We start from the raw sequence: 16,411 nt of genomic DNA, 5'->3' as shown, positions 1-16,411 counted from the left end.
CTCTCCTCATTCCTGGACGCGCACGACGGCCTTGAGGCTGCCCGGCGTCCGGTCTGCGTTCAGTGCGTGCTCCGCTTCGGCGAGCGGAAATCTTCCGGTGACCATCGAATCGAGGTCGACGCGACCCGACCGTGCGAGGGCGATGGCCGTCGGCCAGGTGTTGGCGTAGCGGAACACGCCGGTCAGCACCAGCTCTCGGTTCTGGATGGTCTGGACGGGCAGTGTCATCTCGGGGGCGCCCATGCCCACCAGCACCACCGATCCCGCGGGCCGGACGGCCTGGATCCCGGCCAGTACCGCGGCGGGTGCGCCGGACGCGTCGACGAACGCGTCCACGTGGAGACCCGCGACGTCCTGCTCGCGCGGGTCGAGCACCGCGGTGGCACCGAATTTCGTTGCGACGTCGCGTCGCTGCGGGTCGAGGTCCGAGACGAAGACCTCGGTGGCACCGAACGCGAGGGCGGTCTGCACGGTCGCGATTCCGATCGGTCCCGCGCCCGCGATCAGAACGCGGGAACCCGCCGTCACACCGGCCTTGCGGGTGGTCGCGATCGCCACGGACAGCGGCTCGCACAGTGCGGCGGCGTCCTCCGACATCCCGTCGGGAATCGGATGCGCGAATGCCGCGCCGATGGTCACGTACTCGGCCAGCGCTCCGTCGATGGGCGGGGTGGCATAGAACTGCATGTGCGGGCATAGGTTGTAGAGACCGCGCCGTGATTCCTCGGTGTCCGGGTCGGGCCGCTGCGGTTCGATGGAGACGCGCTGCCCGATCCGGTCCGCGTCGACCCCCGCGCCGACGCCGACGACGGTGCCCGACGCCTCGTGGCCCAGCACGATCGGCTGATCGACTACGAACTCGCCGATCCGGCCCTCGCGGTAGTAGTGGGCGTCCGATCCGCAGACGCCCACCGAGGCCACGCGGATCAGGACGTCGCCGGGGGCGGGAGTGGGCACGGGGCGTTCCCGGATCTCGATCACGCCCGGCTCGACGAGCACGCTTACACGCATCGTCCTGGGGGTATCCGAAGGGAGTGTTGTGTGGGTCACACTTCGATGCTAGCGTATTGAGCAGATCAACGCATAGTGATCATTTGCTCACGGTTTCTCGAGGCTCCGGAGACACGCTCGACGGGCTCGGGATCATGGCGAGGAGAACCAGTGACGTCCCCCAACTCGACAGCCCCGACGCCGTCTCCTATCGCGGCGCCGCCTCCGTCCACGACGGAGGATCTGCGCCTGGCGTTGCGTGCTGCGACGCTGTACTACCTCGACGGAATGACGCAGGCCGAGGTCGCGACACGCCTCGGGGTCTCCCGACCGACGGCGGGAAGGCTGGTGGCGCGAGCCCGCGCCCAGGGCCTGGTGCGCATCGAGGTGCAGGCTCCCGCGCATCTGCGCGATGCCCTGCGCTCGGACGAGGAGCGCGCGCTCGAGGAGAAGTACGGACTCGTCGAGGCCGTGGTGGTTGCCGATTCCGTCGACGCCACCGGATCGATCGACGACCACAACAGCTTCGCCGGGGTCGGGCGGGCCGCCGCATCCCTGCTGGTGCGCCGGATCCGGGAAGGCGACACCCTCGGATTCACGTGGGGTCCGGAGACGGTCGCCGTCGCGCAGGGCCTGCCGTCCGGGGCGGCCACGTGCGCGTCCGTCGTCCAGCTCGACGGTTCGGTGAGTGCGATCAACTACCAGACCGGAACTGAATACGTTCTCGGACGATGCGCAGAGCAACTGCAGGCCAACACTGTTCGGCTCCCTGTTCCCCTGTACGCGGACGCATCGACCGTGGTATCCATGCGGGGCGACTCCGTCATCTCCAAGGCCCTCGAGGCCGGCCGGACCGCGGAGATGATGATGTTCGGCACGGGCGCAGTCTCCACGTCGACCACCCTGTTCGAGGGCAGCTTCATCGACACGGACATGCTGTCGGTGCTCACCGACCTCGGAGCGGTCGGCGAGGTCGGTGGACGCTTCTACCGGCTCGACGGAACCGAGGTCGCCGGCCCACTGGACGAACGGGCGATGTCCGTTCCTCTCGACGACATCCGCGCGTGCGGGGGATCGATCCTCGTCACGGGTGGCGTCGCCAAACATCAAGCGGCACTGGGTGCCCTCCACGGCGGACTGGCCAAGATGCTGGTCTGCGACATCGAATGCGCGCGTTGGCTGCTCGATCAGTAGCACCACGCAAGAGAGGTGAAGATCGGTGAAGAAACACAGGAAACCGGCGACGATGCTGGTAGCCGGGGCGGGGGCTCTCTGCCTCACGCTCAGCGGATGTGCGGGCGCCGGATCGCTGGGCGCCTCGGATCAGACCATCACCATCGCGATGGTTTCCAACTCGCAGATGCAGGATGCCCAGAAACTCGCCTCGCAGTTCGAGGAGGAGAACCCCGACATCGACCTGAAGTTCGTCACGCTGTCGGAGAACCAGGCGCGCGCGAAGATCACGGCGTCCACCGCGACCGGCGGCGGGGAGTTCGACGTCGTGATGATCAGCAACTACGAGACCCCGCAGTGGGCACAGTACGGCTGGCTGAAGAATCTGTCGGAGTACGCCCAGGCGACGGAGGGCTACGACGAGGCCGACTTCATCCCTACCCTGCGCGAGTCGCTGTCCTACGACGGGAGCATGTACTCGGTGCCGTTCTACGGCGAGTCCTCGTTCCTGATGTACCGCAAGGACCTGTTCGAGCAGGCCGGTATCACCCTGTCGGAGAAGCCGACCTGGACCGAGGTCGCCGCGGCGGCAAAGCAACTCGACTCCGACGACATGGCCGGAATCTGCCTGCGCGGCAAGCCGGGGTGGGGTGAACTGCTCGCACCCCTCGACACCGTCATCAACACGTTCGGTGGCCGCTGGTTCGACGAGGACTGGAACGCGCAGCTGACCAGCCCGGAGGTGGAGCGGGCGGTGCAGTTCTACGTCGACCTGGTGCGCGAGTACGGCGAGCCCGGCGCCGCGACGAGCGGCTTCGGCGAGTGCGCCACACAACTCGCGCAGGGGCAGGTGGCGATGTGGTACGACTCGACCTCCGCCGTCTCCACGCTCGAGGATCCGACGTCGAGCGCCGTCGTCGGCAAGATCGGGTACGCACCCGCGCCGATCGAGGTCAAGGACAACTCAGGCTGGCTGTACAGCTGGGCGCTCGGAATCCCTGAGAGCAGCGAGAACCCCGATGCGGCCTGGAAGTTCATTTCATGGATGACCGACAAGCAATACATACGCACGGTCGGTGAAGATCTCGGCTGGGAGCGGGTGCCTCCGGGCAGCAGGCTCTCGACCTACGAGATTCCCGAATACAAGGAGGCCTCGGCGGCGTACGGACCGCTGACCCTCGAGGCGATCGAAAACGCGACCCCGGAAGCTCCGACCGTGCAGCCGGTTCCGTACACGGGCGTGCAGTTCCTGGCGATCCCCGAATTCCAGGATCTCGGGACCCGCGTCAGCCAGCAGATCAGCGCGGCGATCGCAGGCCAGCAGACCGTGCCCGAGGCGCTCGCCCAGGCACAGCAGTACGCCGAGGTGGTCGGCGCGACGTATCGGGAGGAACGATGACAACCATCGCCGAGAAACCCACCTCGGGCGGCACCGCCGACCGGGTGCGGGAACTGCGGGAGGCCAAGGACGACAGCGTCTCCCGGGCCGAGGGATGGCGGCGCCGGGGACCACTGCTGCCCGCCCTGATCTTCATGATCGTGGTGACCCAGATCCCGTTCCTGTTCACGCTGTACTACTCGACGCAGTCCTGGAACCTGGTGCGACCGGGGTCCCGGTCCTTCGTCGGACTGCAGAACTACGTGGACGTGTTCCAGGACAGCCAGTTCCGTGAGGTCGCGGTCAATACGGTGATCCTGATCGTCGGGACCGTGCTGATCTCGGTTGTGCTGGGCCTGCTGCTCGCGTTGCTGCTGGATCGCGCGTTCCTCGGCCGCGGCATCGTGCGTACCCTGCTCATCACGCCGTTCCTGGTGACCCCCGTCGCCGGTGCGCTGCTGTGGAAGACGACGATGTTCGACCCGGTGTTCGGCATCGTCAACTTCGTGCTCTCCCCGTTCGGGGTGGGGCAGGTCGACTGGGTCAGCAAGTTTCCGCTGGCCTCGGTGATGGTGAGCCTGGTCTGGCAGTGGACGCCGTTCATGATGCTGCTGATCCTGGCCGGACTGCAGTCCATGCCGCGCGACATCCTCGAGGCGGCACGGGTGGACGGGGCCAAACCGTTCGCGATGTTCCGCGAACTGACGCTTCCGCACCTGCGCCGGTTCATCGAACTCGGCGCGGTGCTCGGCGCGATCTACCTGATCAACACGTTCGACGCCATCTACATGATGACCCAGGGCGGTCCGGGCACCGCCAGTGCCAACCTGCCCTTCTACATCTACCAGCGCGCATTCCTCGGTTTCGACATCGGGCAGGCCGCAGCGATGGGCGTCATCGTCGTGATCGCGACGATCGTCGTCGCGACCCTGGCGTTGCGCCTGATCTTCAAGAGCTTTACCGGTAACGAGGAGGCAGCGTGATGAGTACCGACACTGCGGCGGCGCCGGTGGAGTCCGCTCCCGCCGCCCCGGAGACGAAGCGGGCACGTAAGCACCGCAAGTTCAGTCCGTGGAGTGTGGTCGCGTGGATCGTGGCCCTCGGGTTCTTCTTCCCGGTGGCGTGGATGGTGCTCACCGCGTTCAAGCAGGAGGGTGACGCTTACACGACTCCGCCGAAGCTGTTCTTCACGCCCACGCTGGACCAGTTCAAGGCGGTCCTCGACAGCGGCATCGGCACGGCACTGCTGAATTCGGCGTTCGCGACCGCCGTCTCGACGATCGTCGTACTGGTGCTCGGCGTCCCGGCGGCATTCGCGCTGTCACTGCGGCCGGTCCGCAAGACGAAGGACGCCCTGTTCTTCTTCATCAGCACCAAGATGCTCCCGATCGTCGCCGCGATCATTCCGCTGTACGTGATCGTCAACGACATCGGCCTGCTCGACAACATCTGGGCGCTGATCATCCTGTACACGGCGATGAACCTGCCGATCGCGGTGTGGATGATGCGCTCGTTCTTCCTCGAGGTCCCGGGCGAGATCCTGGAGGCCGCGAGCATGGACGGGGCGAGCCTGTGGACGTCGGTGCGCGAGGTGATCCTTCCGCTCGTCTCTCCCGGTATCGCGGCCACCGCGCTGATCTGCGTGATCTTCTCGTGGAACGAATTCTTCTTCGCGGTCAACCTCACCGCCGTCCAGGCGCAGACCATTCCGGTGTTCCTCGTCGGGTTCATCACCGGTGAGGGCCTGTACTGGGCCCGGCTGTCGGCGGCCGCGACGCTGGCGGCGCTCCCGGTCATCCTGGCCGGCTGGGTCGCGCAGAACAAACTGGTTCGCGGCCTGTCCTTCGGCGCGATCAAATGATCACCCCGGCAACCACTTCCCCCGACTTCGGTACCCACCAGAGGAGCAATCATGGCTGACATCGCGTACAAGGGCGCATCCTGCATCTACGAGAACGCCGACACGCTGGCGGTCGATACGCTCGACCTCGAGATCGAAGACGGCGAGTTCATCGTCCTCGTCGGACCGTCCGGTTCCGGCAAGAGCACGGCGCTGCGGATGCTCGCCGGCCTCGAGGACATCGACGAGGGCACCATCACCATCAACGGCAAGGACATGGTGGGAGTGCCGTCGAAGGACCGCGACATCGCGATGGTGTTCCAGAACTACGCCCTGTACCCCAACAAGACCGTCGGCGAGAACATGGGATTCGCGCTGAAGATGCGCGGGGTCGGGGTGGAGGAACGCAAGAAGAAGGTGGCCGAGGCGGCCAAACTCCTCGACCTCACCGAGTACCTCGACCGCAAGCCCGGCAAGTTGTCCGGCGGTCAGCGCCAGCGTGTCGCGATGGGCCGTGCGATCGTGCGTGAGCCGCAGGTCTTCTGCATGGACGAACCCCTGTCGAACCTCGACGCCAAGCTGCGCGTCCAGACCCGTACCCAGATCGCGGCACTGCAGCGCCGCCTCGGCACCACCACCGTCTACGTCACCCACGACCAGGTCGAGGCCATGACCATGGGCGACCGGGTGGCCGTCCTGAAGAACGGCAAACTGCAACAGTTCTCGGCACCGACCGAGCTGTACGACAAGCCGACCAACGCGTTCGTGGCCGGATTCATCGGCTCGCCCGCCATGAATCTGCTGACCATGCCGATCGTCAGCGACGGCGTGCGCCTCGGGAACTCGACGCTCCCGTTGGAACGCGACCAGCTGTCGGCGCTGAGCGCCGCCGGCCTGGAAAGGGTGACGGTCGGCGTGCGTCCCGAGCAGCTGGAATTGTCGACGGGGGAGGGCGGCATCGAGGTGATCGTCGACCTCGTCGAGGAACTGGGAAGCGAGTCGTACGTGCACACCCACATAGCCGGGGACGGCACCCAACTCGTCGCCCGGTCACTGACCCGCACCCCGGCGCGACTCGCCGACACCGTCTCACTGCGCAAGCGGGACGGCGCGGTGCACCTGTTCCACCCGGAGACGGGGGATCGGATCGGGGACTGAGGGATGGGCGCGGGCGGTTCCGAGAGCATGTCCGCGCCCATGCTGAAGTTGCTTCCGGCGCGCGGCGCCGCTACGAGGACGACCGTGACGCAGTAGTGCGTTTGATCCGGGTGAGTTCCAGACGCGAAATCCGCCACTCCCCGTCTTCCCGGACATAGTCTTCGAGGTAGTGACCGTACCCGGTCAGCATCGGAAAGTCGCTGCCTGATGGTGGTTCGACGAGATCGAACATCGCCCAGATCCCCGAGGCGCGATCGGCGTCGATGATCGTGATCTCTGGTGTGTGGCCCTGGTGGACGGTCACCGCATTGTCGAGATGTGCTCGGACCGATGCAACGAACGAGTCGCGGTCCTTGGGGCAACTGGTCGACTCTGTGATTTCGACGACCAGCGTGCTGCTGAACAGTTCAGCGAAGTCGTCCCACTTGTGCTGATCCAGCAGCCTGAAGTATCGGGCTTTCAGTTGCTTGATGTCCTCGATAGCGGTGAGGCGCTCCAGCATCGTCAATTCCTCGGTCACGAGTCTGTCCTCTTCTCTGGATCAGGTGGAATGGGCACCGAATGTTCATCAAAGTACTCTTGTATTCGAGTATCGGAAGATGAACTATCAGAGTTACGTTCGGTTGTTCGTCGCACGGGGAGAGTTGGGATGCGCCTCACGCTTTGTGTCGGAGTTCATCGCCTCGTCGCGGACATTCGGTCCACGGTACGTGCGAGGCGCGCTGTGCGCGGGTTGTTCTGCGGCTACTGTGGGCGCGACTTGTTCTGTTCCGCGAGGATCGGCAACACCTACTGTTCCGAGGAGTGCGCTAACCGTGACTGGGCTCGCCGGACCATGACCGTCTGCCTCGGAATGTACTGAGATCCGAAGTGGAGTGGTCCGTGCATCACCGGCAATGCGTGCAGCACGGACCACCACTTCTGCGGAGGCGGATCAGCGTCCGATCGTCACGGTTCCTGCCGCTCCGTCGACTGTGATCACCGTGCCGTTGATGATTCGCCGGGTGGCGTCCGTGCAGGACACCACGCACGGGATTCCGAGCTCACGGCTGACGATGGCTGCGTGGCTCATCGGCGCACCGACATCCACGACGACGGCTGCCGATGACACGAACAACGGGGTCCACGAGGGGTCGGTGCCGGGGGCGACGAGAATTTCGCCCGGTTCCAGCTCGTCGGCCTGGCTCGGATCATGGATCACGCGGGCGGGCCCGGTGGCTGTGCCCGCGCAGGCGGAGACGCCCTGCAGCACGGTGCCGTCGGTGGCGACGGCTCGCTCGCGCGAATCGCGCCGTTCCCAGGTGTTCGTGGCGGGCGGTTCCCCGACGACGATGAACGGCGGAACCAGCGCCGCCATCTCGTCCATGCGTGCTCGACGGTCTCGGATCGTCTGTGTGTAGGAACCCGGGTTCTTGACGAAGTCTTCGAATTCTTGCCGGGTGACGAGGGCGAAGTCTTCCGGACGGTCGAGGTATCCATCCTTGGCGAGTCGTAGTCCGAGCTCGCGGAAGGGCACCTTCACCTCTCCGATCATGCGAACGAGGGAGGTCTTGCTCCGTTCACGCGCGGGAAGGAAGACCTCGGCGGCATGCAGGAGGGCCTGGAACTGCGCCGCCGCAGCCTCGTCGCTTGCAATCTTGCTCCGCACGGTGTCAATGGCTTTCATCCGGTCTTCGGCCATGCGTGTGAGGTTCGCGCGTGGTGCCTTGCTCTCGTCGGCGATACGCATACGGTCGATCGCACCGAGGGCGATATCCGGGTGGGTCTGCCACGTGGGGGTATTCATCTCCCACTCGTTGACACCACGGGACCCGAACTCGTAGAGGAAGTCGTCGAACTGCTTGACGAAGGCGGCGACGTCTGTGTCGGTGGACATGCGAAGTCTGGTGTCCAGGCCTGTGATGCCCTCGTCGAAGAGTGCTCGAAGGGCGTCCGAGGACCTCGCGACTCTGCCGAGGTCCCACATCGCCAACGACGGCGCAGCCGAGTCGACGTCTCCGAATCCGCTGATCAGGGGTGTCAGTAGTTCCGGGACGCCCAGTTCGGCGGTCATCGCGGCGAGGCCGCCCACCGGGATCGACGCGACGTAGATGAGGAAGAAATGATCGCTCACCCAGGGGAGGAACAGGGATTCCTGGATGCCCAGGGCACGCTCGGCGAGCTGCTCGTTGGTCAAGGCGCCGAGGTCGGGTCGATCGCGGCGCAGCTCAGCGGCTCGGGCGCGATATTCCTCGAGCTCGGGAAGCCCGTCAGCGGTCATCGCCCAGTTGATGATCTCGCCCATCCGTGCGGTGAGCGCCGGATTGACGTCCTCCGGGCGCGCATCGTACGGCGGGACGCCGGGCTGGCTGCCGAAGTAGGACTGGTCGACGAGGTCGGGGTTGCTGCCCGGCATGCGCACGCCCATGACCCGGGAAACCGAAACGTTGAGGTAGCCGTACCCACCGAAGATGCCGATCATTTCGTCGTGTTCGCTGTCGAACTCGTCTTTGTCGAACGCTCCGAAGCGAATCAGCCCGTTGCGCCATCCATGTTCGGCGCCGCGCCACACCTCGCCGGTGGCGGCCAGAGGTGTGACGACGTCCGGGAATACTTCGGAGATGTTGGACCTGGTGTAGATGGGGAATCGCTTGCTCGGAGGCGTGTCGGCCAACCAAGGCTCGTCGAGGGTGCTCATGATGCTCCTATTGCGTAAGGGAAGCGACGTCCACATGCGCCTGATGGGTGTGGACCACGTCACAGGAGATAGTCTGCCAATAGACTATTGAGAACACAACCGTTGGGAAGGTGGACTTCGTGCGTGGCCAATGATTTACTCTACTATTAGAACATCGAGTAATAGATGGTATGCCGGTGTGTCTGGGCGACGGTCGCCGACGCGCCTGAATCAACGTCGAGAAGGAGAATGCGGTGGAGCTGGTACTCGTCCGCCACGCTGAACCAGATCGGGAGGCGGAGGGGCCGGCACGGGCGAACCCGCGTCTGAGCGATCGAGGGCGTGAACAGGCCGCCCGAGTCGCGGACTACCTGGCCGCCGAGGAGTTCGCCGCGATCTATACCTCCCCGCTCATCCGTGCGGCCGACACAGCGGCCGTCATCGGAACGGCGTTGGGCCTGAGGCCCATTGTCAGGTCGGATCTGGCAGAGTTCGACCGCGACGCCACCGAATATCTGCATTTCGAGGATCTTCGGATCAACAATGATCCCCGCTACGAGGCGTTTCTCCGCGACGATCTGAGCGCCTGGGGAACCGACGTACCCACCTTCAGAAGACGGGTCACCGCGGAATTCGATCGGATCATCGATGCCCACGCCGGCGGACGGGTCCTTGTCGTGTCGCACGGCGGCGTCGCAAACGCCTTCGTCGGTGGGCTGATCGGTGCAAGCAAACTGACGATCCACGAACCGGGTTATACCGGCTTCGCCCGCATTCGCGCCGGCCGTACTCGTCGCACTCTCGTCAGTTTGAACGAAACCCCGCACCTGCGGGGTTTCGACCTCGGTATACGTGCAGTTCGAGCGCAAGGAGCATGACAGTGTCCGAATCGGATTTCGACGTCGTCGTCATCGGCGCCGGCGCGGCGGGTCTCGCCGCAGCGCTTTCCGCGGTGGAGCAGGGTTGCACACGGGTGCTGATCAGCGAGGCGACATCGGTCGTCGGCGGCTCGTCGCGACTGGCCGGCGGTGTCGTCATGGGAAGCGGCAGTCGACTCCAACAGAAGGCGGGCATCGACGACGACCCGTCGGATCTGTTCAAGGAGTACATGTCCCTCAACCACTGGGATGTGGCAGCGGGCCCGGTCAAGCGGCTGACCGCGCGGAGCGGCGAGACGATCGACTGGTTGGCCGACAGGGGAGTAAAGTTCTTCGATCGGCTGATCTTCGGCGGCGACGAACGCAAGCCGCGTTCGCACTGCGTCGACGGAGGAGGGCAATCCCTCGTCAATGCACTATCGGCGGCATGCCGGAGCGCGGGAGTCGATATCGCGTTGGGGCACCGGGTCGACCAACTGCTCACGGACGGCGACAAGGTAACCGGAGTGATCGCCGAAGGCGAGACGATCACCGCGGACGCAGTCGTCATCGCGACGGGCGGCTTCGGTGCCAACCCGGAATTGCTCCAGAAATACTTTCCGTCCTCCTGGACGGCGGACTGGACGTGGTACATCGGTGCCGACGGATCGCGTGGTGATGCGATCGGCTTCGCCGAACAACTCGGCGCGCAGCTCACCGGCTTCGACCGCGGGCTCCGCACACTCGACCCCCACTTCGCCAAGCTCAACGAGGCCTTCCTGCCCGGGTGGACGATCCTTCTGGATTCGTCTGGCCGCCGGTTCTGTGACGAGACCGCGCCGTACGGAATTCTCGACACTTTGGTGCGTGCGAGGGGCAACCGCGCGTTCGTCGTCTTCGACGACGCAGCCCTGCGCCCGCCGGCGGAGTCGGCGGACCGTTACCGGGATTGCTACAAGCAGGTGTGGCCGAACCATCCGCCCTTTCGCCCGAAGAACTACACGGCAGATCTCGTCGACGAGAACGTCGCGACAGGTAGGGCGAAGTCGGCTCGCGATCTGCCCGCGCTCGCGGAGGCAATCGGGGTGCCCGCCGAAACGCTCGAAGGTGAAGTGCACCGGTACAACACGCTTGCCGCGAACGGCGAGGACACGGACTTCGGCAAGGCGGGAAAGTTCCTGCTGCCACTGAGCACAGCGCCCTTCTACGCCGTCGAGGTGCGTCCGGCCACCGTCAACATGACCTCGTGCGGCCTCCGGATCGACGAGAAGGCCCGGGTGCTGCGGCACGATGGTGCGGCCATCGACGGGCTGTTCGCCGCCGGTGAATGCACGGGCGGAATTCTCGGCGAAACGTATATGGGCAGCGGTAATTCGCTGGCGAACGCGTGCGGATTCGGTCGAATCGCGGGCGAAGAAGCCGCGCACGCGGCCCGATCGGGAGCAGCATCATGATGCTGCCGATTGGGGTGCAGGCCTTCCTCGACGCAGTGCACCAGCGAGATGCCACCGCTGTCGCCGAGTGCTTCACACCCGACGGCGAATACCATTTCGCGGTTCCCCAGGAACCCGCGCGCGGTCGTGCGGCCATCGCGGATACTTTCGCGAAGATCCTCGGTGCCTCCGACAAGGTGCACTGGGACATCGTGACCGCCACCGTCGATAGTCGCCGCGTGTGGCTCGAGCGAGTGGACCGGTTCTGGTTTTCGGGACGTGAGGTACCCATCGAGTGCGTAGGTGTCGTCGAACTGGACGCGGACGGTTCCATCGCGGTGGTCCGCGACTACTGCGACATGGCGGTGTGGCGGGCACGCCGCGAAGCAGCGGCTGAACCCGTCGGCTAGAAGATAGTGGCGCCGGCGTGCGGGAGCCGTCGGCGCCGCTCCAGAGAGTCGTGGGGCGATCCTCCACGATACCCGCCCTCTGGGTGGGGCCCGGTTTCGACCATTGGCCGGGTGGCGCATAGCTTCTCCCCTACGTGCGGAACGTCGTAGGGGAGAAGCTGCGCAATTCCGTTATGGATACATCGATTCGATGATCTCGGCATACCGCTGAAGGACTTGGGCGCGACGGATTTTTCCGGTTGCGGTCATCAGAACAGTATCCGGCGTCCAGTCGGTCTCTCCGCCGGGAAGTAACGCGAAGGACTTGATCCGCTCCGCCCCGGGCAGACCGGTGTTGATGTTGTCGATATGACAGCTGATTGCCGGTCGCAATGCCGAATCCGTCGTCAGGGTCTCCGGAGAGCGTTCCGCCCACCCACGGTCGGCTGCCCACTTGGCGACCGCCTCCGAATCGAGGACGAGCAGGGCCGTGATGAAGGGTTTGCCGCTGCCGCAGAGCACCGCGTGGCTCACCAGTGGGATCTGCAGCAACCGGGCCTCGATCGGAGCGGGACTGACATTGTGCCCGGAGGTCGGCACCAGGAGGTCGTCCACGCGGCCTCGCACCGTGAGATTGCCGTTCGGGTCGAGAGATCCCAGGTCGCTCGAGTGAAACCAGCCGTCGAAGTCGAGGACCATCCGGGTGCGTGCTGGATCGCGGTAGTAGCCGGCGAACACGGCCTCACTGCGAACCAGGATCTCGCCGAGATCGGAGATCGCGACCTCCACGCCGTCGAATGGCTTGCCGCAGGTTCCGAGAACGAGGTCTTGCGGATCCCAGGTTCCGACGCCGCATGTTTCGCTCTGGCCGTAGCAATCGGCCAGGGGAATCGCTGCGGAGCGCCAGAACTCCTGGATGTGTCGGGGAAGTGGCGCCGAGCCCACGATCGCGATATCGATGTGTCCGAGGCCGATCGTCTCGAGGTGACAGTGCAAGGGTACGTCGGGCGCAGCGGCAACGAGGTCCTGAACCCGGGTGTAGAGCTTCTCCCACATCCGCGGTGCGCCGAACAGCATGTGGGGCTCCGTCCGAGCCAGCACCTCGGGGAAGGATTCGAGGTTCGCGCAGCACGTCACCTCACTGCCCTCGAACATATGCACGTAGTGGGTCGCCAGTCGCTCTCCGATATGAGCCATCGGCAGGTACGAGAGCTGGCGACGGCCGCGCAGACTGATGCCCATCCGCTTCGTCAACGTCCGGGCGGCGAACAGCAGATTCCGGTGGGTCAACGGTACGCCCTTCGGGTCGCCGGTCGTACCGGAGGTATAGAGCATCGTGGCGGTGTCGCCGGCTCGAGCGTGACCGGCCAATTCGGCGAGGTCGGTGGGCGACGTCGCCGCCAGGTCGGCGAGCATGACGAGGTCGTCGCGGGGCGTTACCTCCTCGATCGCGACCAGACGCGGGTGGTGACCACTCTCCGCTGCGGCCGCCCGAGCACGTTCGAGCTGTACATCGTCCTCGACGATGACCGCTACCGGACCGCAGTGCGTGAAGATGTAGCTGAGCCGCTCGATCGAGGGGGAGTTGTACACCGACACCGGGATGCCCCGTATCAGCATCAGTGCGGTGTCTACCAGGTAGAACTCGGCCCGGTTGCTCAGCATCAGGACGACGTGATCGCCGGCGCAGATACCCATCGACGTGAATCCATCGGCGAGGGCGGCGGCCTCGTGCCCGTACTCCGCCCACGTCACAGACCGCCCGCTGGCGGCGCACTTCAACGCGACGTCTTGCGAGCACGTCTCCACAGTGTGGCGGAACACTTCGGTGAGAGTGGCGGCGTCCTGCACCGCGTGCTCGCGCTGACTGACATCGACCGGCGACATCAGCCGCGCTGACTGGAGTAGTGCTCGCGCAGGCGCTGCAGGATAGGTGCGGCTGCGTCCCCGTGGTTGCCGTCGCGGGACCATTGGGACGTGGCACTCGACACGTCGACGACCACTCGTTCGTACTGTGCGTGCCGCGCCTCGAGTTCGGCGAAGGGCTCGTGGCGCAACGATTCATACGACGACGCGAGGAGCTCGGCGATCTGTGTCCGCTGCGCGGCGAAGGCAGCCGAGCGGGTCTCGTCGGCATCGGACCACGCGCTCCAGTCCTGGAGCAACGCGTCCACTGCGTCGGTGTCACGTCCCAGCTTGATCGCCGCATCGTTCCAATCAACCTGCGCAAGAACAGATCTGATTTCTCGAAGCCGATTGAGTGCGTGCTCGTCCGCCAGTTGCGGTTCGATGGTGTCTTTCAAGATCCGCGAGATTCCGGAGATGATCTCCTGTGGGGTGGGGCGCATCGTTCAGCCTTTCTCCGCAGCGAGTACCTGATCGACGACCTTCGCGATCAGTGAATCGACGGGCGCCGCTGGTCGGTCCGATCCCAGGTCGCAGAAATTGCGAACCCCGTTGAGCGCGATGACCGCGAGCCGGAACGTTGACAGGACCTGCCAGAAGACCAGTGCCTTCGGCGCGACCTCGATGCCGGTGGCAGCGGTGTATCGCGCGAGGAAGTCCTCCTGCGCCCACTGCCCGGGAACGAAGTGCTCGCCTCGGTACAGCGGGGTTGTGTACCACCCGAGATCGTCCAACGGATCCCCGAGTCGGGCGAGCTCCCAGTCGAGGAGCACTCCGAATTTCCCGTCGTCTACCAGCACGTTGGCCGGACGGAAGTCGCCGTGGACGAGGACGAGTCGGTCGGGTGACGCGGGAAGGTTGTCCCTCAGCCATTCGGCGCACAGGTGCAGACCCGGCTGTGGTTCGAGTTCGTTGCCGGTGAGTTCACCGATCCATCGTTCGAGTTCGTGCTCCCCCGGCGAGCAATCCGGTACCGGCAGGATGTCCCGCAACCCCAGCGCGTCGATGTCCACCGAGTGGAGTCGCCCCAGCACGTCGCACATGTCGTGGGCGAGCGCGAGCCGCTGCTCGGACGACAGTCGCAGGGGATTCTTGTCGCGCAGGACTGCGCGGTGTGCGGTGCCGTCATAGCGGTCGCCGATCATGGTCGGTCGCGCCAGGTCGGTGCCCTCGTCGTCGAGCCAGCGAACCCGCGGTGCGGGAATCGGTGTCGCTTCGAGTGCCAGGAGAAGGTGGAACTCCGCGCTTCTGGCTGTGTCGACCACCGCGCTTTGCGGATCTCGCCGCATCAGGAGCCGGTGCGTCGATCGTTCACCGGATTCGAGCCACGTCGCATCGAAGGGCCAGTTTTCGCGTGAGCTGCCGGTCCCGGCCCGGTACAGTGCTTCGATCTCGGGTTCCGCATCGAGAGGAAGATTCCGGCCGAGGAACGCGCGCAATGCGTCGGTCAGCTCGGCCGTCGTCAGCTCCCGGCTGGACACGGCGCTACTCATCGCGTGCCTTCGCCTTCGCGGGCTTCGGGGGGATGGCCTCCGGATAGCGCCCATAGCCGGGGAGCACCATGTACTCCATGACTCCGTATCCGACCTGGCCGTTGTGCCGGACCTCCACGAGATGGTCGCTGCCCGCCTTCGCGTAGCGGTAGAAATTGTCTCTGTCGTTCAGGTCCCAGACGTCGTGTTCGAGGCTGTTCTCACCCTTCCAGTGGCCCTGGTACCAGCCGTTCCAGCCTTCGTAGCCGCCGCCGCGGAGATGTGCCCGGCCGGGATGTGCCGTCAGATCGAAGTCGAGCTTCTCACCGCTGTCCAGTGTGAGGGTGATGCGACCGCCGGCGAGCGTGGCAGCCGGTGCCCCCTCCACCCAGTGCAGATCGTGGTCGACGCCGACGATGAGATCCTCCGACTCGCCTTCCGGAGCGCCGATCGGCTTGGAGAATGCAGCCGAAAGATGCACGGGCCGTCCCGGTTCCGCCTCGTAGTAGTAGAAGTGGAGACCGAAGTCGGGTAGCTGGAGTGGACAGAACATCAGCATCTTCCACTCGGGGCGTTCCCCGGGAGGCGCACCCTGCGCCCGGGGAAGCGGCCGAGTTCCCCACGAATGATCGCGCTCACCCCACCACGTTTCCGGTGTCAGGGTAGCCGCGTAGTTCGGTGCGGTCAGGGTGCCGGCGGCGCGGCCCACCTGCACGTAGCGGACGGCGTCGTATGTGACCTTCGACCGGCTGACCTGAAAATGCCGGCCTTCGAGGGTTGGCTCCATACGTCCGGACCACGTGATGTCGAACTCGATGCCGGACGGATTCGGCTCCAGCGTGAGTCGCAACTCCTCGAGCGGCTCGACCACCTCGATGGTCAGCGGGCCCACCTTCATGATGTGACTGTCGGGGGCAAGCGCCCTCGACAGCCGGAGATTGTGCTGCTTGCCCTCGCAGGACAGAGCCACGAATGCCTCTTGGACGTCCTGGTTCGGGTACTGCCCGATTCCGATGCTGAGAACGACGTCCTTGTTCTCGACGTCCTGGATGCTGATCCAGTACCGTTCGCGCCAGCTCGGGTCGCTGGAGCCCACCATCGCATGGGGGTAGGAGACCTGATGGTTGAAGTATTCGTCGGGCGGTGTCAGACGGACCACG

The 16,411-nt window shown here is 65.3% G+C and carries 15 protein-coding genes; 8 read left to right on the top strand and 7 right to left on the bottom strand.

Going from position 1 to position 16,411, the window contains the following annotated elements:
• Window positions 1-6: 6 nt before the first annotated feature.
• Entirely contained in the window at window positions 7-1,011 is a 1,005-nt protein-coding gene (locus tag ROP_RS12445) for an NAD(P)-dependent alcohol dehydrogenase (protein ID WP_043824664.1), read from the bottom strand.
• A gap of 150 nt (window positions 1,012-1,161) precedes the next feature.
• Here ROP_RS12445 and ROP_RS12440 point away from each other — a divergent pair, with 150 nt between their 5' ends.
• From ROP_RS12440 to ROP_RS12420, 5 genes are read left to right on the top strand one after another with little or no spacing between them, the layout of a single operon-like run.
• Window positions 1,162-2,184, top strand: a complete 1,023-nt coding sequence (locus tag ROP_RS12440; RefSeq protein WP_043824662.1) for a sugar-binding transcriptional regulator — start codon at window positions 1,162-1,164, stop codon at window positions 2,182-2,184.
• A gap of 52 nt (window positions 2,185-2,236) precedes the next feature.
• Window positions 2,237-3,562, top strand: coding sequence for an ABC transporter substrate-binding protein (locus ROP_RS12435; RefSeq protein WP_043824660.1), 1,326 nt, complete (start codon window positions 2,237-2,239; stop codon window positions 3,560-3,562).
• Window positions 3,559-4,524: a carbohydrate ABC transporter permease gene (locus ROP_RS12430; RefSeq protein WP_012689705.1), complete on the top strand. Its 966-nt coding sequence runs from the start codon at window positions 3,559-3,561 to the stop codon at window positions 4,522-4,524. The genes ROP_RS12435 and ROP_RS12430 overlap by 4 nt, the downstream gene beginning before the upstream one ends.
• On the top strand, window positions 4,524-5,402 hold the full coding sequence (locus tag ROP_RS12425) for a carbohydrate ABC transporter permease (RefSeq protein ID WP_043824658.1): 879 nt from the start codon (window positions 4,524-4,526) through the stop codon (window positions 5,400-5,402). Before ROP_RS12430 ends, ROP_RS12425 begins: the two co-directional genes overlap by 1 nt.
• A gap of 51 nt (window positions 5,403-5,453) precedes the next feature.
• Window positions 5,454-6,539: an ABC transporter ATP-binding protein gene (locus tag ROP_RS12420; protein WP_012689703.1), complete on the top strand. Its 1,086-nt coding sequence runs from the start codon at window positions 5,454-5,456 to the stop codon at window positions 6,537-6,539.
• A 70-nt stretch (window positions 6,540-6,609) separates the two neighbouring features.
• Here the strand turns inward: ROP_RS12420 and ROP_RS12415 are convergent, their stop codons facing one another.
• Window positions 6,610-7,059, bottom strand: a complete 450-nt coding sequence (locus tag ROP_RS12415; RefSeq protein ID WP_012689702.1) for a nuclear transport factor 2 family protein — start codon at window positions 7,057-7,059, stop codon at window positions 6,610-6,612.
• 414 nt (window positions 7,060-7,473) lie between these two features.
• The gene (locus tag ROP_RS12410) at window positions 7,474-9,216 is read right to left on the bottom strand and encodes a PEP-utilizing enzyme (protein WP_012689701.1); all 1,743 of its coding nucleotides are present in this window, start codon (window positions 9,214-9,216) and stop codon (window positions 7,474-7,476) included.
• A 233-nt stretch (window positions 9,217-9,449) separates the two neighbouring features.
• Here ROP_RS12410 and ROP_RS12405 point away from each other — a divergent pair, with 233 nt between their 5' ends.
• From ROP_RS12405 to ROP_RS12395, 3 genes are read left to right on the top strand one after another with little or no spacing between them, the layout of a single operon-like run.
• Window positions 9,450-10,073, top strand: a complete 624-nt coding sequence (locus ROP_RS12405) for a histidine phosphatase family protein (RefSeq protein ID WP_012689700.1) — start codon at window positions 9,450-9,452, stop codon at window positions 10,071-10,073.
• Window positions 10,070-11,506, top strand: coding sequence for an FAD-dependent oxidoreductase (locus ROP_RS12400; RefSeq protein WP_012689699.1), 1,437 nt, complete (start codon window positions 10,070-10,072; stop codon window positions 11,504-11,506). Before ROP_RS12405 ends, ROP_RS12400 begins: the two co-directional genes overlap by 4 nt.
• Complete coding sequence (locus ROP_RS12395) at window positions 11,503-11,895, top strand: nuclear transport factor 2 family protein (protein ID WP_012689698.1); 393 nt, start codon at window positions 11,503-11,505, stop codon at window positions 11,893-11,895. The genes ROP_RS12400 and ROP_RS12395 overlap by 4 nt, the downstream gene beginning before the upstream one ends.
• Window positions 11,896-12,066: 171 nt before the next feature.
• Here ROP_RS12395 and ROP_RS12390 read toward each other — a convergent pair whose 3' ends face one another.
• Genes ROP_RS12390 through ROP_RS12375 form a run of 4 tightly spaced genes read right to left on the bottom strand, consistent with a single transcriptional unit; the run spans window position 12,067 to window position 16,410 of the window.
• Window positions 12,067-13,761, bottom strand: a complete 1,695-nt coding sequence (locus ROP_RS12390; protein ID WP_012689697.1) for an AMP-dependent synthetase/ligase — start codon at window positions 13,759-13,761, stop codon at window positions 12,067-12,069.
• Window positions 13,761-14,222: a hypothetical protein gene (locus ROP_RS12385; RefSeq protein WP_012689696.1), complete on the bottom strand. Its 462-nt coding sequence runs from the start codon at window positions 14,220-14,222 to the stop codon at window positions 13,761-13,763. The genes ROP_RS12390 and ROP_RS12385 overlap by 1 nt, the downstream gene beginning before the upstream one ends.
• A gap of 3 nt (window positions 14,223-14,225) precedes the next feature.
• A complete protein-coding gene (locus ROP_RS12380) occupies window positions 14,226-15,272 on the bottom strand; it encodes a phosphotransferase family protein (RefSeq protein ID WP_231868896.1) in 1,047 nt (348 codons plus the stop codon).
• The gene (locus tag ROP_RS12375; RefSeq protein WP_012689694.1) at window positions 15,265-16,410 is read right to left on the bottom strand and encodes a hypothetical protein; all 1,146 of its coding nucleotides are present in this window, start codon (window positions 16,408-16,410) and stop codon (window positions 15,265-15,267) included. Before ROP_RS12375 ends, ROP_RS12380 begins: the two co-directional genes overlap by 8 nt.
• Window position 16,411: the final 1 nt, after the last annotated feature.

It is taken from the genome of Rhodococcus opacus B4 (assembly GCF_000010805.1).
Taxonomy (GTDB): Bacteria; Actinomycetota; Actinomycetes; order Mycobacteriales; family Mycobacteriaceae; genus Rhodococcus_F; species Rhodococcus_F opacus_C.
This window is presented reverse-complemented; position numbering and strand designations above follow the sequence as displayed.